The sequence below is a fragment of the Dysosmobacter welbionis genome, from assembly GCF_005121165.3.
In the GTDB taxonomy this organism is placed as follows: Bacteria; Bacillota; Clostridia; order Oscillospirales; family Oscillospiraceae; genus Oscillibacter; species Oscillibacter welbionis.
Window position 1 is genome coordinate 1,108,740 of sequence record NZ_CP034413.3, and the last position, 23,555, is coordinate 1,132,294.

The window sequence follows — 23,555 nt, forward strand, 5'->3', positions numbered from 1 at the left end:
TTCAACAGTCCATCCTATGGCCGGCGGGGTTTCGTGGTTACTGGCAGATTTCCAGCACGGTTTGATAAATTCGCTCTGTGGCGTCCCGGATTCCCAGGGCGGACATGGCCCGCTCCATGGAGGCCCGGCGCGCTCCGTCATGAAGGATGCCGCAGGCCGCCTGGAACAGCGCCTGACCGGAGCAGTCCTTCTCCAGCAGCACCGCGGCACCGCCGGCGTTTTCCAGGACCCTCGCGTTTTTTTCCTGGTGGTTGTTGGTGACATAGGGGGACGGCACGATCAGCGCCGGGACCCCCAGTGCCGTCAGCTCGCTGATGGTGGAGGCCCCCGCCCGGCAGAGCACCAGATCCGCCGCCCGCATGACGGCGGCCATATCATAGATGTACTCCCGCACCTGCAGCGCCGGGTGGTCCGCCAGGTCCACTCCCTTCTCCCGCAGCAGCTTCAGCAGCACTGGATAGCCATCCTTTCCGGCGCCGTGGATGTGGTGGAAAGGTTCCTTGGCCGCCTCCAGCGCCAGGAAGTCCGCCATCTGCCGGTTCATGCCCGAGGCCCCCAGGGACCCCCAGAAGGACACAAGCAGGGGCCGGCCGTCTTCCACGCCCAGGCGGCGCTTGGCCTGTGCCTTCGTCAGATGGAAGAAGTCCCGCCGCACCGGCGTACCGGTGACGATCACCTTCTCCGGGTGGCGGTAGTGCTCCCGGCAGGCCTCAAACCCCACCATGATCCGGTCCGCGAAGGGCTCCAGCATCTCCGTGGTGAGGCCGGGCACCATGTTGGACTCGTGAACGGCCGTGGGGATCCCCGCCTTGGCAGCGGCCTTCACCATAGGGAAGCTGGCGTATCCCCCCGTTCCGATGACCACGTCCGGCCGGAACTGCCGCAGAATGGCCCGGGCCTCTCCGGGCGCCCGAAGGAGGTTCCCCACAGAGACCAGGTTGTGCCGGATCTCCCGAGGCTTGAAGGACCGGTGGAAGCTGGAGATGTGGACGGTGCGGAAGTCGTATCCCGCCTTGGGGATCAGGTCCTTCTCCAGTCCCCGCTCCGCTCCCACGAACAAAAATTCTGTCTCCGGGTCCTTTTCGCGCATCAGCTGGGCCAGCGCGATAGCCGGGTTCACGTGCCCAGCCGTGCCGCCGCAGGTGAAGATCACCTTCTTCAATGATGCTTCCACTTTGCTGCACTCCAATCGAAAGATATGAGATAAAAGTGAAGGGAGAAGAGATTCGGTGTCCGGCACAGCCGGACATTTTGAGATTCCGCCTTTATCTCTTATCTTTTATCTCTTAACTCCTCTGGGTCGTACTACCCCGCCTTTGTAGGCTTCATCTGCCGGGATACCGACAGGACGATGCCCATCTCCGCCAGCTGGATGGACAGCGCCGTGCCGCCATAGCTGAAAAACGGCAGGGAGATGCCGGTGGTGGGCAGCAGGCCCGTCACCACGCCGATGTTCAAAAAGGTCTGAAGGCCCACCAGGGTCATGACGCCCACCACCATCAGGCTGCCGAACCGGTCCCGGGCATGGAGGGCGATCCAGAAGCCCCGGAGAATCAGCGCCGCGAACAGCAGCATGATAACGGTGGCGCCAATCAGGCCCAGCTCCTCGCAGACGATGGCGAAGATGAAATCGTTGTGCTCCTCCGGCAGATAGAGAAACTTCTGGCGGCTCTTCCCCAGGCCCACGCCCCACAGCCCGCCGGAGCCGATGGTGATGAGGCTCTGGCGCAGCTGGTAACCGGCTCCCTGGGGATCCAGCCAGGGGTTGTGCCACATCTCGATGCGGGAGGCGTTGTAGCCGATCACGCCCAGCACCAGATACAGCAGCAGTCCGGCTGCACCCATAGCCAGCCCCACCCATCTCCAGTGGATGCCGCCCACCAGCATCATCACCGCGCCGGCGCCCATGATGAGGATGGCGCCGGAGAGGTGGGGCTCGATGCCCACCAGGGCTGCCAAGACAATCAGCAGCACCGCATAGGGGGCGATGCCGTAGCGGAACGTCTGCATACGGTCCTTTTTCTTGGAGATGCTGTCGGCAAAATAGATCACCACCGCCAGCTTTGCGATCTCCGAGGGCTGGAACTGCAGCGAAGTACCTGGAATGCCCAGCCAGCGGGTGGCGTTGTTCCGGGTAATGGCCAAGGGGTTGCCCGGAACAATCACCAGGATCAGCAGAATGACGGCCAGATACAGCAGCGGCTTTGCAAGACCGCGGAACCGCTGATAGTTGATCTTGCCAATGAAGAGCATGGCCGCCACGCCCATGATGGCGAACACGCCCTGGCGGATAAAGTAGGACATGGGGTTCTGGCCGTCCGTCTCGTAATAGGCGGAGGGGAAGCTGGCGGACAGCAGCATCACCAGGCCCACGCCGGTCAACAGCATCACCAGGATGAAGAAGGGCAGGTCAATGGGCCCCTTGGCCAATTCCCGGCTCTCCTGCTCCAGCTCCCGCCGGCGCTGCTGGCGCTCCTGCCGGGCCAGGGCCTCTTCCCGACTCATGGGTCGCCGGCGGGCCGCCGGGGCTTTTTTCTGCCGTACCATACTGCTTCCCTCCTCTCGGGGTCTGTGGATCTTGCCGCGCTCCGCAGCGGGCCGGCGCAGAGTGCTCAGAATCGTCCCTGGACGCCCAGATAGGCCAGGACGCAGCCCGCCAGCGTCACCAGGGAGAATACCGCCACCAGCTTCGCCTCACTCCAGCCGGAGAGCTCCAGGTGGTGGTGCAGGGGGCCATCTTGAAGAACCGCTTGCCGTGGGTCAGCTTGAAGTAACCCACCTGGATAATATCGGACAGCGTCTCCAGAATGTAGATGATGCCTACGGGGATCAACACCAGGGGCATATCGAACACAAAGGCCAGGGCCGCCACCGCGCCGCCCAGAAACAGGCTGCCGGTGTCCCCCATGAACACCTTGGCAGGGTGGTGGTTATAGACGAAGAAGGCTGCCAGCCCTCCCGCCATAGCCGCCGGGAACAGAGCCTGGATGCCGTAGGTGCTCCAGAGGACGCCGGCTACGGTGAAGAACGCCATCACCACAAAGGTGACGCTGGCAGCCAGCCCGTCGATGCCGTCGGTCAGATTCACAGCGTTGACGCAGCCCACAATGACGAAGGCCGCGAAGATCAGATACACGATCCAGTTGATGGTAAAGCTCATGTTCAGGAAGGGGATATACAGGTCGTTGGTCAGCAGGCCCTCGTACCGCATCAGCACCAGGAACACCACCGCCGCCGCCAGCTGAAGGATGAACTTCTGCCGGGCCGTCAGTCCCTCGTTCTGGTGCTGGCGGACCTTGCGGTAGTCGTCCACAAAGCCGATCAGGCCGAAGATCAGGGCGAAGAGATACACGTAGAGGTGCCAGAACACCCCCTCCAGCATGAAGCTCCAACCCAGGATGAACACGGTGACGCCCGCACCCAGGATGAACATGATGCCGCCCATGGTGGGCGTGCCGGCCTTGGACTTGTGCCACGTGGGTCCGTCCTCCCGGATCTCCTGGCCGGCCTTCAGCTTGCGCAGCTCCGGGATGAGAAATCTGCCGATGAGCAGCGTCAGCACAAAGCTGACGGCCGCCGCGATCAAAGAAAGTGTCATATATCCGTCTCCCTCTCCTTCGCCGGGCACAGCCCCGGCCCTTTGGTACGTTCCTGATTCCAGCGGTTCTCCGGCGGCCGATCCTCCGCCGGATGTCCCGCCGTATCCCATTGTCCATGCGGCGCCGCCCACGGCTGACCGCCGCATTTCACGCGGACCGCCCGAAGTGAATTCAGCCGATTTCAAGGGTTTGCCTGCGGCAAACCGCTTGACGCCGGACGCCCGGCGGTCACTTCCCCGCCAAGTGCTCCGCCACGATCTCCCGTTCGTCCATGTGGTGCTTCTCGTGGTTCACGCCCCACAAAATCTCCGATTTTGTGGGGACCCCGCATTTGACTCAAATCGCCCGAAGTGAATTCAGCCGATTTCAAGGGTTTGCCTGCGGCAAACCGCTTGACGCCGGACGTCCGGCGGTTACTTCCCCGTCAAGTGCTCCGCCACGATCTCCCGTTCGTCCATGTGGTGCTTCTCGTGGTTCACTTCCTGGTAGGTCTCGTGGCCCTTGCCGCACAGGGCGATCACATCGCCGGGCTGCGCGTGGTCCATCGCCCAGTGGATGGCCTCCACCCGGTCGCAGATCACCTGGTAGGGGGTGCCGCTGCCCTCCAGGCCCGGCAGGATGTCGGCGATGATGGCCTCCGGGTCCTCGGTCCGGGGGTTGTCGGAGGTCACCACCACAAAGTCCGCCAGCTCCGCCGCCACGCTGCCCATAATAGGCCGCTTGGTCCGGTCCCGGTCGCCGCCGCAGCCGAACAGGGCCACGGTGCGTCCCTTGGCAAAGCCCTTCACGGTGCGAAGAATATTCTCCAGACTATCCGGCGTGTGGGAGTAGTCGATCAGGACCGTGTAGTCCTTTCCCGGTGTGGGGACCACTTCCACCCGCCCCTTCACATGGGGAACTGCAGCCAGCACCCGGGCGCTCTTTTCCAGAGGAACGCCCAGAGCCAGAGCCGCACCCAGCACATCCAGCGTATTATATACCATAAACCCGCCGGGAATGCCAACTTTGATGGGCGTGCGGCTATCCTTTGTCACCGCATCGAAGGCGATGTGGTCCGCCGCAAGGGTGATATGCTCCGCCCGCAGGTCTGCCGCGGCGTGCTCTGCATAGAAGTACTGCCGACATGCGGCGTTTTGCAGCAGCCGCTCTGTCCAGGGATCGTCGGCGTTGCAGACGCCCACGTCGCAGTTCTGGAACAGGATGGCCTTGGCGTCGCAGTAGGCTTCCATGGTCTTGTGGAAATCCAGGTGGTCCTGGGTCAGGTTGGTGAAAATGCCCACCGCGTAGTGGATACCGTACACCCGGTCCAGCGCCAGAGCGTGGGAGGATGCCTCCATCACCACATGGGTGCAGCCAGCGGAGCGCATCCGGGCAAACAGCTCCTGGAGCTCCAGGGACTCCGGCGTGGTGCGCTCAGTGGGCACCACCTCATCGCCGATCAGATCCTGGTTGGTGCCGATCAGGCCCACCTTGGCCCCCAGCTCCTGTTCCAGGATGGCCTTGAGCAGATAGGTGGTGGTGGTCTTGCCGTTGGTGCCGGTGACGGCCACCATGGTCATGCTGTCTGCCGGATGGCCGTAATAGTTGGCGGCCATCACCGCCAGGGCCCGGCGAGAGTTCTCCACCAGGACATAGGGCACGGAGCTGTCCTCCGGCGGTCGCTCACACACCACCGCGGCGGCTCCCGCCGCCACAGCCTTTCCGATATAGGCGTGGCCGTCGGTGGCAAAGCCGGTCATGGCCACGAAGACGTCCCCGGGTGCCGTGGTCCGGGAGTCATAGCTGATATGGGTGATCTCCGTCTCCATGTCCGCGGTAGCGGACCGCAGGGAGAGCCCTGCCAGCAGCGTTTTCAAATGCATTGTATGCACACCCCTTTTGTTCAGTCTGGCAGCAGTTTGCCGTCCCTCATTATAAACAAGGGGATTTGCAAAGTATACGGAGGAAGGTGCCAAAAACCATGCAGAACCTGCTTTCTCAATCCAGGACAGAGTTGTCGCCGAACTGGACGGTCACCACCGTGCCCGCCGCCACCTCCGTGCCCGCAGGGAGAGACTGGGTAATGGCGTAGACATTGCCGGAGCTGGCTGTGGTGGTACCGGTCACCTTCATGATAAGTCCGGCGTTGGTGATGGCCTTGTTGGCCTCTGAGGCGCTCTTCCCCACCACATTGGGCACGGTGCAGGGGGTGTCCGGCTTCTCCTGCCCCAGGTAGAGGATGATGGAGGCATTTCCCGGCACGATGGCGCCGCCGGCGGGGGTCTGGTCGGTGACCGTGTCCCCGTCCCCCACAGTGCGGAAGGTGAAGCCCAGGTCAGCCAGCCGATCTTCAGCGGCCTCCCTGGTCTGTCCCACCACATTGGGAACCGTGGTGTCAGCGCCCACCAGCTCCTCGGCGGTGTAATCCGGCTCAACGCCCAGCAGAGGCAGGATCTCGCTCATGATCTGGCTGGCCACCGGGGCCACCATGGTGCCGCCGAACACGGCAGTGCCGGTCGTGCGGCTGGGGGTGTCCATGGTCAGCAGCATGATGTACTGTGGGTCGTCCGCCGGGGCGAAGCACATAAAGGACACCACCACGTCCTTGGTGCCGGTTTTATCCGCAGTGCCGGTCTTGCCGCCGATGCGGTAGCCCGTCACCTGTCCGTTGCGGCCGCCGCCGTCGGACACCACCCACTCCAGGCACTCCCGCACCTTGGCGGAGGTCTCCTCACTGATGACCTGCCGCACCGCTGTGGTCTCGTGCTGACTGAGGATGTTGCCCTCGTCGTCCAGCACCTGTTCTACCAGATAGGGGGTATACAGATAGCCGCCGTTGATGGTGGCTGCCTGGGCCCGGATCAGCTCCAGGGGCGTGACGTTGAAGGTCTGTCCGAAGGAGTAGGCCGCCAGGGAAACCACGTTGGAGTTGAAGCTGTCCTCATTGGCAAAGATGCCTTCCGCCTCCGCAGGCAGGTCGATACCGGTGGTCTCCATGAGGCCGAAGGACTTCAGATAGCGGTAGTATGCCTCCGTGCCGATCTTCAGGCCCATGGTGACGAAGGCCGGGTTGCAGGAGTTGCCGGTAGCCACCTTCAGGGTCTGGGTGCCGTGGCCGGCCCGCTTGGAACAGTTGATGGCTTTTCCCCAGCCCTCCACGTGGATGGAGCCGGTGCAGGTGAAGGTGGTGTTCATGTTCACCACGCCCTCCTCCAGGGCCGTGGCCAGCGTGATGGGCTTGAAGGTGGAGCCGGGCTCGTAGGTGTCCTGATAGCACTTGTTCCGCCACTGCTTGAACTGGATGGTGGCCCGGGCATTCGCCAGCGCCTGATTGTACGCCTCCTCCGTCTCGTAGGTGCTGCGGTTCTGCTGGATCTCCGCCAGAGCGGCATCCAATTCCGCCTGAAGTCCCTCAGTATAGATGGTGGAAAAGTCTCCCGGATCATAGTTGGGATAGGAGGCCATGGCCACAATGCCGCCGGTGTTCACGTCCATGACGATGCCGGTGCCGCCGTTGGCCGCGTCGTACTTATCCAGCATACTCTCCAGGCCCTTTTCCAGGGCGTACTGGACGTTGGTGTCCAGAGTCAGCACCAAGCTGCTGCCATTCTCCGCATCAAACATCTGCTCGCCGCCGCTGAACAACAACGGCGTGCCGTTTACGTTGGTAGGCGTGATGGTCAGTCCAGTGCTGCCGCTGAGCACGTCATCATAGGACGCCTCCAGCCCGTAGGCGCCCATATTGTTGGCATTGACGAACCCTATCACATTGCCTGCCAGAGAGCCGAAGGGATACAGCCGCTTGGTGTCCGGCGTCAGGGAGATGCCTTGGAGCCGGGTGGGCCGCCCGCCGGTAGAGATGAGAACGGTGTTGCCGTCCTCGTCCACCGTGGTAAGCTGGTTCCCCTCATCGTCGATCTCTCCGTTGATGAACCGGCGGACCTCGTCGGCCACGTCCTGGTCTACCTTCTTTTTGACCTCCCAGTATCGGTTGGCGGTGTTCTCCAGGTGCTCCAGGATGGTCTCCTCCTCCACATCCAGAATGCGGCTGAGGCCCCGGGCGATATACGCCTGGTCCAGCACCTCCGGCGCCGTGTAAGGCGCTCCCTTCTCGGCAGCCTCCTCGGCCGCATCCTGGATCTTCTGCTCCTGGGACTCTACAAAGTCCTGGACGCCACCGGGATCCAGTAAGACTGTCTCCGTGGAGTAGGAGATGGCCATGATCTCGCCGTTTTTGTCGTAGATCGTCCCCCGGGAGGCGCTGATGACCATGCTGTCGGTCTGCTGGCTCACCGCCTCGGCCTTCAGTTCGTCGTGCCGGTTGATCTGCAGATCGTACAGCTTCCAAAACAGCACTGTGAAGGAGGCCACACCCAACAGCAGCATGATGAGCATCGTCCTGCCCCGGATTACCTGGTTCGCCCGGCGGGCGGCGTCGCTCTTTCTTCTGGGTCTGTCCGTCATGCCTGTTCTCCTTTCGGAACGCCGGGGCCGCTTCCCCCGTCCATACGCAATACCAAAGCAAGGAGTAAGAAGGCCCCCTTCTTACTCCCCACCGTTCGCTTCATTATAGTGCGGCCGTCACTCGAAATATTCCACCACGGCGTAGATCCCGTGGTTCAGCGAGGTCAGCAAACGGCTGAGCAGATTGGACTCCTCCTGCTGATAGACCACGGCACTGTCGCCCTCCGACAGATCGATGTAATAGATCTGGCTGCTGCTGGGCTTGCTCATGCCCGCCGCCTCCGCCACCTCTTTCACGGTGGCCAGGTCAAACATCTGCTCGTGCTGGGCGGTGAGTGTGACGTTCTCCGTCTGCAGCTCCTCCAGCTGGTTCTGGAGGGACACCACCTCGTCGGAGATGATCGTCAGCTGGATGTAGCCCATCAGCACCATCACTGCAAGGCCGATGGCCGCGCCCACGCCCAAAACGGAGAGGACGGACACCTTCTGCCGCTGGCGTACCTGCGCCTTGGAGAGGCTCCGCACCCGGGGCTTCGCCTTGGGGACGGCCTCTACCGCCGTCTGGTGACGGGGAGCCTCTCCGGCGTGCCGAAGAGCGCGCTCCCGGACTTCCCGGTCCAGGTCGTACGCCAAGTCCCCATATACCGCGCTGCGGCTGTTGTACCGCAGTTCCCGCGCTGCTGCCAAAGAAGGTCCCTCCTTTTGCTCCGCCATACCGGCACGGAGCCGTTCTCACACACATTAACACCGGATGGTCCCGGTGTGGTCAAAGGTCAAAGCCGAACTTTTCCGCCACCCGCAGCTTGGCGCTGCGGGCCCTTGGATTCTCCTCCAGCTCCGCGCCGCCCGCCGTGACGGGCTTGCGGGTCACCAGCCGCACCTGGGGCTTTTTGCCGCACACGCACACCGGAAACTCCGGCGGGCAGACGCATCCCCGGGCCAGCTCCGCCAGCGTCCGCTTGACGATCCGGTCCTCCAGAGAGTGGAAGGTGATGACGGCCAGGCGACCGCCGGGGTTCAGCCCGTCCACCGCCGCCCGCAGCATGGGGGGCAGGGCATCCAGTTCACCGTTGACCGCGATCCGGATGGCCTGAAAGCTCCGCTTGGCCGGGTGCTGCTTCTCCCGCAGAGCTGCGGGAGGCATGGCGCTCTTGATGATCTCCACCAGCTCCAGGGTGGTCTTCACAGGCGCGGTCTCCCGCGCCCGGACGATGGCTCTCGCGATGGCGGGGGCGTACCGCTCCTCGCCGTATTCAAACAGGATGCGCCGCAGCTCCTCCTGGCTCCAGGTGTTCACGATGTCCGCGGCGCTCAGGGGGGCGGAGGTGTCCATCCGCATGTCCAGCGGGGCGTCCTGCATATAGGAGAAGCCCCGTGAGGCGTCGTCCAGCTGGGGAGAGGACACGCCCAAGTCAAAGAGCATCCCGTCGGCGCCGCTGACACCGCACCGGGACAGGACCTCCTTCAATTCCGAAAAGTTGCTGTGGATCAGCGTCACCCGGGCCAGCCAGGGGGCCAGACGGTCCTGCGCCGCGTCGATGGCGGCCTGGTCCCGGTCGATGCAGATGAGCCGCCCGGTGGTCAGCCGACCGGCGATCTCCCGAGAGTGTCCGGCTCGTCCCAGGGTGCCGTCCACATAGATCCCATCGGGGCGGATGTTCAGTGCTTGGATGCAGGCGTCCAGCAGAACAGGCTTGTGCGTGTATTCCATCGGCACTCACCCGCGGCTGCGCCGGACACGGGCCAGGGCGTCCATGGCCGCGGCCATATCGTCGCTCTCCAGCATCCGCTGCTCCCGCTCCGTCCAGGTCTTCTCGTCCCAGATCTCGGCGAAGGAATTCAATCCCACGATGGTGGCGGTCTTTTTCAGTCCCGCGTGGGCCCGAAGGCTGGCAGGGATCAGCACCCGCCCCTGGGCGTCCGGCTCACACTGGACGGCGTTGGCGTATAGCAGCGTCAGCGCCCGGGCCTCTGTATAGGAGAGGTCGTCCATCTCCTCGGACATCTGGTCCCACTTGGCCTGAGGGTAAATGGTCAGGCAGTGCTCCGCGCCGATGGTAATGTAGAACGTGTCGCCCAGGGCCTCCCGCATGGCGGAGGGGATCACCAGACGGCCCTTGGAGTCGATGCTGTTGTTGGATTTTCCCAACAGCCTGGCCACGGTTGATCCCCCCTTTCCCGCGTTTTTTGGGTCTGGATGGGGTCTCTTTGGCACTTAATCTCTACTTTTACCCACTTTTCCCCACCACATGCTCTGAGTATAAGCGAAATTGGCCGGGATTGCAAGCAGTTTTTTCCGGGAAAACCGCCGCTAAGAACGCCAAATTATGGCATTTTTCGGCCAAAATCGCCATTTTAAAACAGATGTTCGACATCTCTTTGACAAGTTTACGTAAAATAAAAAACACCCCATGACGCAAGAACTTGTGCCATGGGGTGCTTTTTTTCATTTTCTCCGCAACATCTAGAGTATTCCAAAAAAGTTTCGCCAAATCCTTTGGCGTTTTTCACAAATTTTTAAGATTACGGTTGACCTGCGGCATCACTCCTCGCCGCCATCCTCCTGGGGCGGGGTCCTGCCGTCCAGCTTGTCCCGCTGCTCCTGCATTTTGGCAGCGGAGGCACTGCGGAACCGCACCCGCTGCTGCTTCACCTCATCCAGCGCCATCTGCACCGCCTCCTCCGTGCGGGCCAGGGCGTCCTCGGCATACTCATTGGTCACCTGGTACAACTGGCGGCAGCGCTCCTCCGCCCGGGCCACCATCTGGCGGGCCTTCTCCTTGGCCGCATAGAGCACCTCGCTGTCGGACACCTTGGTCTTGGCATCCAGCTCCGCCTGACGCATCATCCGGTCCACGTCCCGTTTGGCATCCTCCACAAACTTGTCCCGGGCGGAGAGCAGCTCCTGGGCGCGCTTGATCTCCACCGGCAGCTGGGCCCGCAGCTCGTCCAGCAGATCCAGCAGCTCGTCCCGGTCCACCATGCTCATATTGGGTTTCAGGGCCGGGGACTTGGCGTCCTCGATCCGCTCGTACAGCATATCGATCAAACGGTTCACATCATTTGCCATGGGACTCATCCTTCCTTCTTTTCCGTCATCTCCCGCACCAGAGGCACGATGGACGCGGGCAAATAGTTTTCAAGCGGCTGGTGATAGCGGATCATCTCCCGAGCCATGGAGGAGCTGAAGTGCTGATATGCCGCGCTGGCAGGCAGTAGCAGCGTTTCCAGCTCCGGATGGATCCCCCGGTTGATGAGAGCCATCTGATATTCCACGTCAAAGTCCGTGGTGTTGCGCACGCCCCGGACGATGGCGGAGGCATGGTGCCGCACCGCGAAATCCGCCAGCAGGCCCGGCCACAGCTCCGCCTCCACATTGGGCAGGTCCGCCACCGCCGTCCGCACCAGCTGGAGCTTCTGCTCCGGTGTGAACATCTGGTTTCGCTTTTCAGCGTTGGGGCTGACACAGACACAGACCCGGTCAAAGCAGGCAGCCGCCCGCCGGATGATATCCAAATGCCCCAGGGTGATGGGGTCGAAAGAGCCGGAGCAAATCGCTGTTCTCATGGGGGTCATTCCTCGTTTTCTCGGTCTCCGCCCCGGCGGATCAGCGTCAGGGCGATCCTGCCGTAACGGTAGGTGCGGCGCACCCGGTAGGGCGCCGCAGGCGCCGGAAGGCTCCGGTCCGCCGGGTGTTCTGCCACAATTATACCATGGGGATTGAGAATGTCAAACGCTGTCAGATGGGCGACGGCGGGCTCCAGCAGCCCCGCCTCATAGGGAGGGTCCAGAAACACGATGTCAAACCGCTCCCGCAGTGACCGCAGAAACTCCATGGAGTCCCCCGCCACTACCCGGGCCCGGTCCTGGAGCTCCGTCAGCTTCAAATTCTCCCGAATCAGCTTCACGGCGTCGGCCCGCCGGTCCACGAACACGGCAGAGGCGGCACCCCGGCTGAGGCACTCGATGCCCAGCTGGCCGGTTCCGGCGAACAGGTCCAGCACCCGGCGCCCCTCGATGTCGAACTGCAGGGCGCTGAAGAGCCCCTCCTTCACCCGGTCGGTGGTGGGGCGGGTCTCCGTCCCTTCCAGCTCCTTCAGCCGGCGGCCGCGGGCAGTGCCGGTAATCACACGCATGGTTTTTCCTCCTCTCGGTGCCTCCGGTTCTCGCGGGCGCCGGAGATCAGGTACAGGATCAGCCCCGTCCAGACGAAGCCGAACAAAATGGCGTGGGTGGCGGTGAATGCCTCTCCATACAGCGCCACGGACAGCAGCAGCTGCATGGTGGGGTTGATATACATCAGAATGCCGGAGAGGGTCATTGGCGTGGTTTTCATGCCGGCGGCGAAGAACATCAGCGGCACAGTGGTCACCACGCCGGACACCGGCAGCAGCAGCCACTGCCAACCAGAGAGGACCCCGGCGGCGCCGGTGCCGTGGGCCTCCATCCAGAAGATCAGCACCAGGGCAAAGGGCGCCAGGGTCAGCGTCTCCACAAAGGTGGAGACCGCCGCGTCGGAACGGACCTGCTTCTTCAGCGCCCCGTAAACAGCAAAGCTGCCGCCGATCACCAGGGCGATCCAGGGGATCTGCCGGTAGCGGATGACAGTGATTACCAGTCCCGCGAAGGTCACCGCCACCGCCAGCCACTGGAGCTTTGTCAGCCGCTCCCGGAACAGGACCGTCCCCAACAGGATCGCCAGGATGGGATTCATATAGTAGGCGAGGCTGGAGTCGATCATGTGCCCGTTGGCCACCGCCCAGATGTAGACGCCCCAGTTGACGCAGACCACGCAGCCCGCAGCGGCCAGCAGCCCCCACTCCCTCCGGTCCCGGAACGCGGCCCGCACACCGGCCAGCCGGTCCCGCCGCAGCAGCAGGATGCCTCCGGTGAGCACCATGGACCACACGATGCGGCTGGCCAGCACATACAGGGAATCCACCTGGGCCAGCAGCTTCCAGAAGATGGGCAGCAGGCCCCAGATGACATAGCAGGTCAGCACATACAGCGGGCCCTTGTTTTTCATTGGGTCGCTCTCCTTTCCCCTCCAGCCTTCACCTCTGTGGCCTTCAGTTTCTGAAAAATCCCGTGATTTGTCTATTTTACGGCAAGCCGCGGAAGATTTCAATAGCTTTCCGCGCCGGAGCCGGGTCTTTTTTAGACTTGTACTTTCACGGGGAATCGTATATAATAAGGTTCTCAAAGTACAGGCTGTGGACAGCCGCTGTCCAGAGCAGGCGGCCCGCCGCCCTTCGTGCCAAACTCCTGGGAAAGAAAGGACGTTCTCATGATTCAATTCAAGTCTGACCACGGCGATATCACCGTCAGCAGCGCCGTCTTCTCCAACATCACCGGCATGGCGGCCACCAACTGCTTCGGCGTCAAGGGCATGGCCTACCGCTCCATGACGGACGGCCTGGTGCATCTGTTGCGCCGGGAGGCCATGAGCAAGGGCGTCAGCATCACTTATCACGACGACAACTCCATCTCCATCGAGCTCCACATCATCGTGGAAAACGGCGTCAATCTCCCCGCGGTCTGCCGCTCCATCATGAATGAAGTGCGCTATGTCGTCACCCGGAACACCGGCGTCACCGTCAAGGACGTGGACGTGTGCGTGGATTCCATGACCCTGTGAGGGAGGAACGAGACAGATGAACGAACAAATCACCGGCGCACTGTTCAAGCGGATGGTGCTCCACGGCGCAGCCGTCATCACGGCCCAGAAGCAGGCCATCAACGACCTGAACGTCTTTCCCGTGCCCGACGGCGACACGGGCACCAATATGTCCATGACCATCGGCACCGCCGTGACGGAGCTGCGCAAGAGCGAGCCCGCCACTGTGGAGCAGGCGGCCTCCGTCACTGCCTCCGCCCTGCTGCGGGGGGCCCGCGGCAATTCCGGCGTCATTCTCTCCCTGCTGTTCCGAGGCCTGTCCAAGGCCCTGAAGGGCCGGGAGACTGCGGACGCCGCCGCTTTCGCCGCCGCCATGCAGGAGGGTGTCTCCGCCGCCTACAAGGCGGTGATGAAGCCCGCCGAGGGCACGGTACTCACCGTCTCCCGTCTTGCCGCCAAGCAGGCGGTGGACACAGCCGCCGCCGGAGAGACGGACCTGGAGCGGGTCCTGGAGGACGCCATCCGAGTGGGCTATGCCGCCCTGGCCCAGACCACCGAGATGAACCCGGTGCTGAAAAAGGCCGGCGTGGTGGACGCCGGCGGCAAGGGCTATCTCCTGATCCTGGACGGCATGCTGGCGGAACTGCGGGGCGAGCCCATGCCCGAGACGGAGGCTGGCGAGTCCAGAGAGGAGAAGGCAGACTTCGCCACCATGGCGGCGGAGGACATCACCTTCGCCTTCGACACGGTATTCATCGTCCGCAAGGCCATGGCCGATATCTCGCTGGAGCCGCTGCGGACATATCTCAACAGCATCGGTGACAGTCTGGTGATCGGCGAGGACGACGAGGCCTTTAAGGTCCACGTCCACACCAACATCCCCGGCAACGCCCTGAACGAGGCCCAGAAATACGGTACCCTGGAGCTGGCCAAGATCGAGAACATGCGGACCCAGGCGGACGACCTGGCCGCGGGCAAGCACGTCCAGAGCACCGATGACCTGGACGCGGTGGAGGCGGAGCTGGAGTCCGTCCCCGTGGAAGAAACGCCCGCCGTGGCGGCGCCGGAGAAGCCCTACGGCTTTCTGGCGGTGTGTGCTGGGGACGGCCTGGCCGCCGTGTTCCGGGACCTGGGGGCCGACGGTGTGGTGTCCGGTGGGCAGACCATGAACCCCTCCACCGAGAGTATTCTGGAGGGCGTGAACAAGATCCCGGCGGAGACGGTGTTCGTCCTGCCCAACAACGGCAACATTATTATGGCAGCCCAGCAGTGTGCCGCCCTGACGGAGAAGCAGGTGGTGGTGATCCCCACCAAGACCGTGCCCCAGGGCATCACCGCCATGATGAACGTGGATTTCGACGCGCCGGATGCCCAGACCATTACTGACGCCATGACGGGAAGCCTCAGCTCCGTCACCACGGCCCAGATCACATACGCCGCCCGGGACTCCGACTTCGACGGCTTCGCCATCAAGGAGGGCGATTATCTGGCCCTGGAGGAAGGCAAGCTCTTCGACACGGACGGTTCCCTTGACACGCTGCTCCACAAGCTGGCGGAGGACGCCGCCGGGCGGGAGGCCTCCTTCATCTCCCTGTACTTCGGCGAGGATGTGCAGGAGGCGGACGCTCAGAAGGCCGGGGCCCTGTTTGAAGAGGTGTGTCCCGGTGCGGAGGTGGCGGTCCTCTCCGGCGGACAGCCTGTGTACTATTATATTATCAGCATGGAATAAAGCATCAGGAGGTGTTTCTGTTTCTTTCAAGCAGAGACACCTCTTTCTTTTTGAAAAGGAGGCGCCCTATGAAGACCTGGAAGCTCCTGCTGCTGGCCCTGGTGCCCGGCCTGTGGGGCTGGCTGTGCAACTGGCTCACCGCCGTGTCCCTGAACGGCCCTGCCTTCCTGTTTACACTGGCATTTTATATCCAGGTGCCTGCAGCCATCGTGTTCTGCCTCTGGCTGGGGCATCTGTGCGGCCGCTCCGAAAGGAGCTACCCCGCCTGCCTGCTGCTGACCCAGTGGCCCAGCCTGGTGAGCTTTGCCCTGTACGTGTGGCAGTTCCACTTTGTCTCCAGTGAGGCCCGGAGCTTCCTGCTGGCGGGGCTGGGGCAGTACCCCGGCCTCCCGCTGTTTTCCCTGGCCTGCCGGCTGGTGATCCCCTTTTCCAATCACAGCTGGGGGCCGCCGGAAACCTTGGCGGCCAATGCGCTCTCCCTGCTGATGCTGGCGGTGCTGTTCTCCCTGGGCTTCCTATGGGGCCGGCGGAGGCGGTGACCCGGCCCCCTCTCCTGAAAAATGCCCCAGCCCGGGCCGTCAGGCCCGGGCTGGTTCTTTAATGCCTGTACCAGATCAGCATACTGAGTTGAGTCTCCTCCGTCCCCGGGTTCCGGTAGCGGTGGGGCTGGTCCGCCGGGAAGCGCAGGGAGTCGCCGGTCCGGAGCCGGTAGGTCTCCCCCGGCAGGCCGATCTCCGCCTCCCCGGCGAAGACGGTCACATACTCCTCCGTCCCCGGCAGATGGGGCTGGGCCTCCAGTGCGCCGCCGGGGAGCATCACGATCCGATAGGTCTCGAACCCCCGCTCCCCGTCAAAGGGGAAGGCCGGGCAGTTCCGGTACCTCCCCCCATCCTCCTCCAGAATCGGCGCGTCATCGCCCCGCAGCAGCACCGGCCGCTCCCGGGCCGGCTCCACCAGCGAGGTGAAAGACACCTTGTAACCGTTGGCGATCTTCCACACCATGGAGATGGTGGGGTTCACGTCCCCCTTCTCGATCTGGGCCAGCATACTGCGGGACACCCCCGTTAGACGGGCGGCCTCGTCCAGCGTCAGCCGCTTCTCCTCCCGGAGCCGCCGGGCGTTCTCCGACACCACTGCGTTGATCTCCAAACGTTTCTCCCCTCTCTATTGACAAGATATTAGATGAATCATATAATATACAGGAAATCCAGTATCTTGAAAAAATTCCATTGGATATTGTACTGCACCCGGAAACGGTCCGTCAAGAGCGGTGCGGTAGTTTCCCGGCGCGGCACCAAAAGGAGGAGTCGTATGCGCAGACTGAGAGCCGCCGCACTTTCCGAGGTGGAGCTGGCTATGGACATCATCAACCAGGCCAAGGCCCACCTGCGGGCACAGGGGATCGACCAGTGGCAGACGGGCTATCCGGACCGGGACTGCCTGGAACGGGACGTCCGAACGGGAAAAGGGTATTTTCTGGAGGAGGACGGCATCCCTCTAGGCTACCTCTGCGTCGATTTCGACGGAGAACCGGCCTACGACCATCTGAACGGCACCTGGGCCCGGGAGGAGCCCTATGTAGTGGTACACCGCCTGGCCCTATCCGACGCGGCCCGGGGCCGGGGCGCCGCCGGTACGGCCTTCCAGCTGGTGGAGGACCTGTGCCGGGATCGGGGGGCCGGGAATTTCGGGTGGACACAGACGCGGGAAATCATAAAATGCAGCATATCCTGGCCAAGCAGGGGTTTCAGTACCGGGGCACCATCCGGTTCGACAACAGTGAGAAAATCGCCTATGAAAAGCTCCTCTGACCGCCCTCCACCGCTGAATCAGGAACAGCCGGCCCCCACCAGGGCCGGCTGTTCTCAGTTTTCCATACAGGGTTACAGGGCCGCCATCTGGGCCGCCACGCTCTCCTCGCAGCTCCGCTGAGCCTGGAGGGTTTTTTCCATCAGCTCTTCCAGCGTCCACCCCAGCCGCTCAGCCCCGGTCTTGATGACGTCCCGGGAGCAGCCGGCGGCGAACTTCTTGTCCTTGAACTTCTTCTTCAGGGAGCTGACCTCCATGTCCTGGCAGCTCTTGCTGGGGCGCATCAGCGCCGCCGCGCCGATGAGGCCCGTCAGCTCGTCCGCGGCAAAGAGGACCTTCTCCATCTCCTCCGTGGGCTCCACGTCAGAGCACAGGCCGTATCCGTGGCTGCATACGGCGTGAATGAACTCGTCGCTGCAGCCGATCTCCGCCAGCAGCTCCGGAGCCTTTTTGCAGTGCGCCTCCGGCCACTTCTCAAAGTCCACATCGTGGAGCAGGCCCACGGCGGCCCAGAAATCCGCGTCCTCGCCGTAACCCAGCTCCTGAGCGTACCAGCGCATGACGCCCTCCACCGTCAGGCCGTGCTGGATATGGAAGGGCTCGGCATTGTACTTGCGCAGCAGCGCCAGGGCCGCGCTTCTCTCGGGACATGCTTTCATCTTTGATCGCTCTCCTTTTGTAAAATCAGACCGGGGCAGCATCCCGGGGATCCGGGTCGCCCTCCAGGGTGACGAAGTAGTCGTAATAGGGCAGCAGGAAGGTGAAGTCCTGTCTCAGGCGCTCCACGATGTCCCGGCTGAACAGCTCGTCCGTCAGCTTGTCATTGTGACAGATGGTGAAGCTCCTGGCCCGGTACCAGGGCTCCAGCAGTTTGGAAGGGGCCGGGGCCCTGGGGCGCTTGTAGTCCTCCGTCTCCAGGACAAGTTCCTTCTGGCGGTTCAGCTTCCGCATCAGCTTCTCCATGGCGGCGGGGTCCCGGTCGATCCGGGCCCGCAGCTTGGCCATCGTCAGCGGCTTGGGCATATAATACCCCATGCCGCAGGTCCACCCCTCCGGCATCAGCTCGAACCAGAAGGTGGGGTGGGCCGTCCACTCCTCCGAGGGCTGCTCGATAGAGAACCACAGGCTCTCCTTATAAGGCCCCCGGCCGTGGAGCCGCCGGACGTCCCGGTAGATCCGGGTCACCTTGCGGATGAGCCCCAGATCCGGCCGCTTGGCGGCGATGTAGTCATAGAGCTCGTCCCCCAGCTCCCGCATGGGCTGATAAAAGTGCGTCAGATAAATCTCCTTGTGAGCTTCAAACCAAGCCCGCTCGTTGTTGAAGCGGATGCCCCACATAAAGTCCACAGTCTCGTCTGTAAAGCCGGTAAACATCCCGTTCCTCCCGCTGGATTTCAAAATTTAAGATTTAGTATAACACATTTTCCGGCCATGGAAAAGAGGGGAACGGCGTTTTTTCGGCGCCCTTCCCCTCTTTCCGCTCACAGCGCCCGCTCCAGCAGGGCCATCAGCTGGTCCGCCTGACGGTAGGATTCCTCTCCCAGCTCCTTCAGCAGCCTCCCCAGGCAGGGGTCTGTGGTCTCCTCCCCCGCCCGCAGGTAGTTCATGCCGTTGCAGGCCTCCACATGGTACCGCTCCCGCAGGGCGGGGCACCAGCTATCTATGGAAATCCGTCCGCTGGCCACCGCCGGGCGGTAGCAGTTCCCAGTGATGAGGTAGTAGGCCGTCATCAGCCGCCGGGCAGCTGCGCCCGACGCGTTTGCCAAATCCCGCATCGTCCCCCGGGCGAAAGCCGGTGCCCGCCGGGCGAATGCCTGATAGGTCCGCCGGTCTGCCAGCTCCACCTCGATGAACCCTTCGATCACTCCCAGTTCCTCCTGCGCCATGGTGCCCATGCAGCAGGGGTTCTCCTCCGCACCGGGCAGGTGCTCCAAGTCCTCACCGGCCGGCGGCTGGGAAGCCCGCGGTGCGGCACCAGAGGCCAGGGGCGCCATCGCGGGCACCGCCGGCTCCCGCAGGTCGGGATAGGGCTCCAGGTTGGGGGCCACCCGCCGCCAGATCTGGTCGTATTTCCGGAAGTCATAGGTCTCCGGAGTATGTATGGTCTGTTCCATCCAGGTCCCTCCTTTTCTCCCCAGTGTATGCGCTTTGGAAAAAACGGTTCCTGTTGCAAAAATCACACGTATGAAATTCGCCCCAGGGTTAAAATATCATAGGACGAGAGTTCCCTTTTTCATTGCTTTTTCCCGTTGTTTCTGTTAAAATAGGGAAACTGCGAGGATTGATGCCAGCAAAGGAGGTTCCGATTGTATGCTGGAATTGAAACATATCAGCTACGCCGTCCGGGAGGGCGACAGTGAGCTGGGGATCTTAAACGACATCTCCCTGACCATCGACGACCACCGACTGGTGGTGTTCACCGGTCCCAACGGCGGCGGCAAGACCACTCTGGCCAAGATCATCATGGGTCTGGTGAAGCCCACCGGCGGCCAGATTCTGTGGAACGGTCAGGATATCACGGACCTGGGAATCACGGAGCGGGCCCGTCTGGGCATCAGCTACGGCTTCCAGCAGCCCCCCCGGTTCAAGGGGCTGACGGTCCGCAACCTGCTGACCATCGCCTCCGGGAATGAGAAGCTGTCCAAGGACCAGTGCTGCCAGTACCTGACGAAGGTGGGCCTGTGCGCCAATGACTATCTGGACCGGGAGGTGGACGCCTCCCTCTCCGGCGGCGAGGTGAAGCGCATCGAGATTGCCACCATCCTGGCCCGCAGCAGCCAGCTGATGATCTTCGACGAGCCGGAGGCGGGCATCGACCTGTGGAGCTTCGCCCGGCTGACAGAGACGTTTGAACAGATCCACGCCAGCGGCACCGCGACCATGATTATCATCTCCCACCAGGAGCGGATCATCTCCCTGGCAGACGAGATCATCGTGGTGGGCGACGGGGAGCTGCGCCACCGGGGCACACCTGAGGAGATCCTGCCCCAGATCCTGGCGGACACCCTGTCCGGGTGCCCGGTGCTGACGAAAGAAGGTGCTGCTGTATGATGGACACACAGGTGGACCGGGAGCTGCTGGAGAAGATCGCGGACCTGATCGGTAAGCCCGTGGGGGCCTTCAACATTCGTAAGGACTGCGGCTGTGACGGCCGGGTGTCCACGGAGCACATCAAGATCGACGACCGGACCGACGGCCACGCCGGCATCGACATCCGGATTCTGGACGGGACCAAGGGCGAGACCTGCCACATCCCCGTCATCATCACCAAGTCCGGTGTGGAAGAGACGGTGTACAACGACTTCTACATCGGCGGGGACTGCGATGTGGAGATCGTGGCCGGCTGCGGCATCCACAACTGCGGCGACCAGGAGTCCCGCCACGACGGCATCCACACCTTCCATGTGGGCAAAAACTCCCATGTCCACTACTCGGAAAAGCACTACGCTGAGGGGGACGGCAGGGGCGAGAAGATCATGAACCCCCAGACCATCGTGTATCTGGAGGAGGGCGCCTCCATCCAGATGGACACGGTGCAGATCCGGGGCGTGGACTCCACCAAGCGGTACACCAAGATCGTCTGCGGCAAGGGGGCCGAGGCCGTCATCACAGAGCGGCTGCTGACCCACGGCCGCCAGGTGGCGGACAGCGACATGGTCATCGAGCTGAACGGTGAGGACGCCAAGGGCCGGGTCATCTCCCGGTCTGTGGCCCAGGACGAGTCCTCCCAGGTGTTCCGCCCCTGCGTGGTGGGCAACGCCAAGTGCTTCGGCCATGTGCAGTGCGACTCCATTATTATGGGACAGGCCAAGATCAGCTCCGTGCCGGAGATCGCCGCCAACGACACCGAGGCCCAGCTGATCCACGAGGCCGCCATCGGCAAGATCGCCGGGGACCAGCTGCTGAAGCTGGAGACCCTGGGCCTCACCGAGGAGGAAGCGGAGGACCGGATCCTCAAGGGATTTTTGGCATAAAGACAGACCGCGGGGCGGCTGGCCGGAGGGCCGGCCGCCTTTTTTGCTTCCCCGCCCCCAGAGAGGGGGCTTTCTTCCGGAGGCGCCGCAGGGGCGGCAATCTGCCGCCCGGGTGGATTCAGCCATGAGGATGGCTGGGCAATGCCCGGTCCAAAAGAAAAGGCCGCTTTTGGCGCACGCCGGCGCATTCGCGCCTCTGTGCTGACGGGGGTCGGCGTATCGGTGCAAGCGCCGATTTGGGCTTGCCTTCGGGCACGCTATCATCTTCTGCGAGGTCGTGACTGCTGTCCCGTGGCGGATGGTGCCGACAGCGTCGGGGTGCAAGGATGCATTCGACCAGCTTCTCTTTCTGCGCCTTCCGCTTCGCCAGGCGCTGCCTGCTTCTTCGCGGGAGCGTGAGCGGCAGCGGGGAGAGGGGCAGGGGGTATCCCTGTACCTCCCCGGGCTGGAGGTTTCCCCAAGGGCGGCGCGTTTCCGTCTCTGACTGCCGCAAGGGACTGCCAACCTTCCCCCGCCGGCGGCAGGAGGGCTGCGCCTGCGCAGGCCGACCCGCCGAACATGTTTTCTTTTCCACCGGGCGCGGCGCATTTTCTTTTTGATGTCTCAAAAAGAAAATGGGGCGCGCATCCCCTGCGGGAGCGGAATCCCCCGCGGCCGCCGTTCGGCGGCCCATCCCTCTCCCTGCCGGGATGGAGAATTTTTTTCAAATCCGTGTAACGAATCCCCCGCCAGCCGGACATACCTGACAGAGAGGAGGGAGATGCCCTTGGCCAACATGGAAGAAATTTACCAGGCCCATGCCAGGACCGTCTATAAATTTCTCCTCTCCCAGTGCCATGACGCCGACCTGGCGGAGGAGCTGACCCAGGAGACCTTCTACCAGGCCGTCCGGTCCATCGACCGGTTCAACGGCTCCTGCAAGGTGTCCGTCTGGCTGTGCCAGATCGCCAAGCACCTGTGGTACCAGCACCTGCGGAAACGAAAACCGGAGGAGCCCCTGCCGGAGGACGGCCTGCCGGGCCCCTCCGCGGAGGAGGACGTGCTCACCCGGCAGGGCCATCTGGACCTGCTGCGGCAGATCCATGCCCTGCCCCCCAGCACCCGGGAGGTGGTGTACCTCCGGGCCTTCGGGGGCCTCAGCTTCCGGGAGATCGGGGACGTGCTGGGACGGACGGAGACCTGGGCCCGGGTGACGTTTTACCGGGGCAAGGAGGCACTGCGGAAAGGAGGAGCAGACCATGAAGAACATTCCTGAATTATCCTGCGCCATTGTGGAGGACCTGCTGCCCACCTATGTGGAGAGGCTGACCTCGGAGGAAACCAACATGGCGGTGGAGGCCCATCTGGCGTCCTGCCCCGCCTGTGCGGCCAAGCGGACCGCCATGGGGGCGAAGGAAACGGAAGCGGCGGGTCAAAACGCCGAAGAGACCGCCCGGGAGGTGGACTATCTGAAAAAGGTGCGGCGCAGGAACCGGCGGAGAGTATGGCTGGCGGTGGCCTGCACCACGCTGGTGCTGGCGGCAGTGATTCTTACAAAAATCTTCATCATTGGCGGGCCGGGACAAGCCAATGATGTGGGGGTTCGCCTCGTGGAAATTGTGGATGGGGACACCCTGTCTGTCAATGTGGACTGCCTGTATGCTGTCAATGCCTTCTACGGCTGGGAACAGGATGAGACAGAAGATGGGGTTGTTTCTTTCACCGCCCGTGAAGCGAGAGCCTCTTTCATTCACCCAAACGATCTAGTAGACCTTCGGGTCCCACTGGAGGGGCTTAAGGAAGTCTGGGTCTGTGGCAGGCTGGTCTGGCAGAACGGCACCACTATTCTTGAATCCACACTGTGGATCTACGACGCCCGCACCCCCTATGTAGGCGACGCCACTGCCGTGGGGAACCTGGTCCATGAGATCGGCCTCTGGCTTTCCAGTATGGAGCTCCCCTATAACTACACCATCAGCCTGCAAACCACCAGCGAGCCCTATGGCCTGACCATTCACTTCGACAGCGTCACCGCTCATGTACTGGGTGTGGAGCGCGACATCGACAAGCGGATGTATGCCATCGCTCCCTCCCTGCTGGCGCTGATCGGCAACCTGGGGCAGGTGCAGTGGACCTACGCCGCCCCGGACGGCACCGCAGTGACCCGCTCTGTGACACTGGAGGAAGTGGACCAGGCCCTGCCGGATTGGATCGAAGCCTACAATCTGGATGCCGGCGCGGATTGGACTGCCCCGGAGAGTGTCAAGGATTACGCCACCTCACCGGCAGCCCTGCAGCAGCTGCTGGACCTGACATGTCACGGCTTCTATGTGGTCACGGAAGAAGATGGAACCACCATTTTCACCCCGCAATTCTAAAACAGCGTCAGAAGTGCCCCGTCTCAA

At 62.8% G+C, this 23,555-nt stretch carries 25 protein-coding genes; 8 read left to right on the top strand and 17 right to left on the bottom strand.

Annotated features, from left to right (window positions below; translation table 11 throughout):
- Nucleotides 1–37: 37 nt before the first annotated feature.
- The 13 genes from murG to rarD form a co-directional block, all read right to left on the bottom strand.
- The gene (gene murG, locus EIO64_RS05875; RefSeq protein WP_136890998.1) at nucleotides 38–1,174 is read right to left on the bottom strand and encodes an undecaprenyldiphospho-muramoylpentapeptide beta-N-acetylglucosaminyltransferase; all 1,137 of its coding nucleotides are present in this window, start codon (nucleotides 1,172–1,174) and stop codon (nucleotides 38–40) included.
- Between the two features lie 131 nt (nucleotides 1,175–1,305).
- Nucleotides 1,306–2,547, bottom strand: a complete 1,242-nt coding sequence (gene ftsW / locus EIO64_RS05880) for a putative lipid II flippase FtsW (RefSeq protein WP_174233003.1) — start codon at nucleotides 2,545–2,547, stop codon at nucleotides 1,306–1,308.
- Between the two features lie 115 nt (nucleotides 2,548–2,662).
- Nucleotides 2,663–3,598 carry a phospho-N-acetylmuramoyl-pentapeptide-transferase gene (mraY, locus tag EIO64_RS05885; protein ID WP_346730083.1) on the bottom strand — a complete coding sequence of 312 codons (936 nt, stop codon included), beginning with the start codon at nucleotides 3,596–3,598 and terminating at the stop codon, nucleotides 2,663–2,665.
- Between the two features lie 414 nt (nucleotides 3,599–4,012).
- Nucleotides 4,013–5,461, bottom strand: a complete 1,449-nt coding sequence (locus tag EIO64_RS05890; protein WP_136890999.1) for a UDP-N-acetylmuramoyl-L-alanyl-D-glutamate--2,6-diaminopimelate ligase — start codon at nucleotides 5,459–5,461, stop codon at nucleotides 4,013–4,015.
- 115 nt (nucleotides 5,462–5,576) lie between these two features.
- Nucleotides 5,577–8,042, bottom strand: coding sequence for a penicillin-binding transpeptidase domain-containing protein (locus EIO64_RS05895; protein WP_119311562.1), 2,466 nt, complete (start codon nucleotides 8,040–8,042; stop codon nucleotides 5,577–5,579).
- 117 nt (nucleotides 8,043–8,159) lie between these two features.
- Nucleotides 8,160–8,729 carry a hypothetical protein gene (locus tag EIO64_RS05900; RefSeq protein WP_025544668.1) on the bottom strand — a complete coding sequence of 190 codons (570 nt, stop codon included), beginning with the start codon at nucleotides 8,727–8,729 and terminating at the stop codon, nucleotides 8,160–8,162.
- Between the two features lie 79 nt (nucleotides 8,730–8,808).
- Nucleotides 8,809–9,753, bottom strand: coding sequence for a 16S rRNA (cytosine(1402)-N(4))-methyltransferase RsmH (rsmH, locus tag EIO64_RS05905; RefSeq protein ID WP_136891000.1), 945 nt, complete (start codon nucleotides 9,751–9,753; stop codon nucleotides 8,809–8,811).
- 6 nt (nucleotides 9,754–9,759) lie between these two features.
- Complete coding sequence (mraZ, locus tag EIO64_RS05910) at nucleotides 9,760–10,203, bottom strand: division/cell wall cluster transcriptional repressor MraZ (RefSeq protein ID WP_021750860.1); 444 nt, start codon at nucleotides 10,201–10,203, stop codon at nucleotides 9,760–9,762.
- Between the two features lie 67 nt (nucleotides 10,204–10,270).
- Nucleotides 10,271–10,492, bottom strand: coding sequence for a hypothetical protein (locus EIO64_RS05915; RefSeq protein WP_155979332.1), 222 nt, complete (start codon nucleotides 10,490–10,492; stop codon nucleotides 10,271–10,273).
- 92 nt (nucleotides 10,493–10,584) lie between these two features.
- Entirely contained in the window at nucleotides 10,585–11,112 is a 528-nt protein-coding gene (locus EIO64_RS05920; protein ID WP_025544664.1) for a hypothetical protein, read from the bottom strand.
- Nucleotides 11,113–11,117: 5 nt separating this feature from the next.
- Complete coding sequence (gene coaD / locus EIO64_RS05925) at nucleotides 11,118–11,609, bottom strand: pantetheine-phosphate adenylyltransferase (protein WP_025544663.1); 492 nt, start codon at nucleotides 11,607–11,609, stop codon at nucleotides 11,118–11,120.
- A 5-nt stretch (nucleotides 11,610–11,614) separates the two neighbouring features.
- Nucleotides 11,615–12,178 (bottom strand): 16S rRNA (guanine(966)-N(2))-methyltransferase RsmD, encoded by a 564-nt coding sequence (gene rsmD, locus EIO64_RS05930; RefSeq protein ID WP_021750864.1) that lies wholly within the window; start codon nucleotides 12,176–12,178, stop codon nucleotides 11,615–11,617.
- Nucleotides 12,169–13,068, bottom strand: coding sequence for an EamA family transporter RarD (gene rarD, locus EIO64_RS05935; RefSeq protein WP_119311564.1), 900 nt, complete (start codon nucleotides 13,066–13,068; stop codon nucleotides 12,169–12,171). The genes rsmD and rarD overlap by 10 nt, the downstream gene beginning before the upstream one ends.
- 261 nt (nucleotides 13,069–13,329) lie before the next feature.
- Between rarD and EIO64_RS05940 the strand changes: the two genes are divergently transcribed.
- The 3 genes from EIO64_RS05940 to EIO64_RS05950 all read left to right on the top strand — a co-directional run bounded on the left by EIO64_RS05940 (nucleotide 13,330) and on the right by EIO64_RS05950 (nucleotide 15,927).
- Nucleotides 13,330–13,680 (top strand): Asp23/Gls24 family envelope stress response protein, encoded by a 351-nt coding sequence (locus tag EIO64_RS05940; RefSeq protein WP_021750866.1) that lies wholly within the window; start codon nucleotides 13,330–13,332, stop codon nucleotides 13,678–13,680.
- Between the two features lie 16 nt (nucleotides 13,681–13,696).
- A complete protein-coding gene (locus EIO64_RS05945) occupies nucleotides 13,697–15,388 on the top strand; it encodes a DAK2 domain-containing protein (RefSeq protein WP_136891001.1) in 1,692 nt (563 codons plus the stop codon).
- 68 nt (nucleotides 15,389–15,456) lie between these two features.
- Nucleotides 15,457–15,927, top strand: coding sequence for a hypothetical protein (locus EIO64_RS05950; RefSeq protein WP_021750868.1), 471 nt, complete (start codon nucleotides 15,457–15,459; stop codon nucleotides 15,925–15,927).
- A gap of 58 nt (nucleotides 15,928–15,985) precedes the next feature.
- On the opposite strand, the gene EIO64_RS05955 is transcribed toward EIO64_RS05950, so the two are convergent.
- Complete coding sequence (locus EIO64_RS05955) at nucleotides 15,986–16,537, bottom strand: helix-turn-helix domain-containing protein (protein ID WP_119311566.1); 552 nt, start codon at nucleotides 16,535–16,537, stop codon at nucleotides 15,986–15,988.
- A 162-nt stretch (nucleotides 16,538–16,699) separates the two neighbouring features.
- On the opposite strand from EIO64_RS05955, the gene EIO64_RS05960 reads away from it, so the two are divergent.
- Nucleotides 16,700–17,320 carry a GNAT family N-acetyltransferase gene (locus EIO64_RS05960; RefSeq protein ID WP_249390824.1) on the top strand — a complete coding sequence of 207 codons (621 nt, stop codon included), beginning with the start codon at nucleotides 16,700–16,702 and terminating at the stop codon, nucleotides 17,318–17,320.
- Here the strand turns inward: EIO64_RS05960 and EIO64_RS05965 are convergent.
- The 3 genes from EIO64_RS05965 to EIO64_RS05975 form a co-directional block, all read right to left on the bottom strand.
- Nucleotides 17,272–17,856 (bottom strand): hydrolase, encoded by a 585-nt coding sequence (locus tag EIO64_RS05965; RefSeq protein WP_136891002.1) that lies wholly within the window; start codon nucleotides 17,854–17,856, stop codon nucleotides 17,272–17,274. The genes EIO64_RS05960 and EIO64_RS05965 overlap by 49 nt on opposite strands.
- Nucleotides 17,857–17,881: 25 nt before the next feature.
- The gene (locus EIO64_RS05970; protein WP_021750872.1) at nucleotides 17,882–18,571 is read right to left on the bottom strand and encodes a DUF2461 domain-containing protein; all 690 of its coding nucleotides are present in this window, start codon (nucleotides 18,569–18,571) and stop codon (nucleotides 17,882–17,884) included.
- A gap of 107 nt (nucleotides 18,572–18,678) precedes the next feature.
- Nucleotides 18,679–19,311, bottom strand: a complete 633-nt coding sequence (locus EIO64_RS05975) for a ferritin-like domain-containing protein (protein ID WP_119311567.1) — start codon at nucleotides 19,309–19,311, stop codon at nucleotides 18,679–18,681.
- A gap of 196 nt (nucleotides 19,312–19,507) precedes the next feature.
- Between EIO64_RS05975 and EIO64_RS05980 the strand changes: the two genes are divergently transcribed.
- The 4 genes from EIO64_RS05980 to EIO64_RS05995 all read left to right on the top strand — a co-directional run bounded on the left by EIO64_RS05980 (nucleotide 19,508) and on the right by EIO64_RS05995 (nucleotide 23,528).
- The gene (locus EIO64_RS05980; protein WP_021750875.1) at nucleotides 19,508–20,248 is read left to right on the top strand and encodes an ABC transporter ATP-binding protein; all 741 of its coding nucleotides are present in this window, start codon (nucleotides 19,508–19,510) and stop codon (nucleotides 20,246–20,248) included.
- Nucleotides 20,245–21,171 carry a SufB/SufD family protein gene (locus EIO64_RS05985; RefSeq protein ID WP_181446427.1) on the top strand — a complete coding sequence of 309 codons (927 nt, stop codon included), beginning with the start codon at nucleotides 20,245–20,247 and terminating at the stop codon, nucleotides 21,169–21,171. The genes EIO64_RS05980 and EIO64_RS05985 overlap by 4 nt, the downstream gene beginning before the upstream one ends.
- Before the next feature lie 760 nt (nucleotides 21,172–21,931).
- Entirely contained in the window at nucleotides 21,932–22,426 is a 495-nt protein-coding gene (locus EIO64_RS05990; RefSeq protein WP_021749601.1) for an RNA polymerase sigma factor, read from the top strand.
- Nucleotides 22,410–23,528 carry a DUF4825 domain-containing protein gene (locus EIO64_RS05995; protein WP_119311568.1) on the top strand — a complete coding sequence of 373 codons (1,119 nt, stop codon included), beginning with the start codon at nucleotides 22,410–22,412 and terminating at the stop codon, nucleotides 23,526–23,528. Before EIO64_RS05990 ends, EIO64_RS05995 begins: the two co-directional genes overlap by 17 nt.
- Nucleotides 23,529–23,555: the final 27 nt, after the last annotated feature.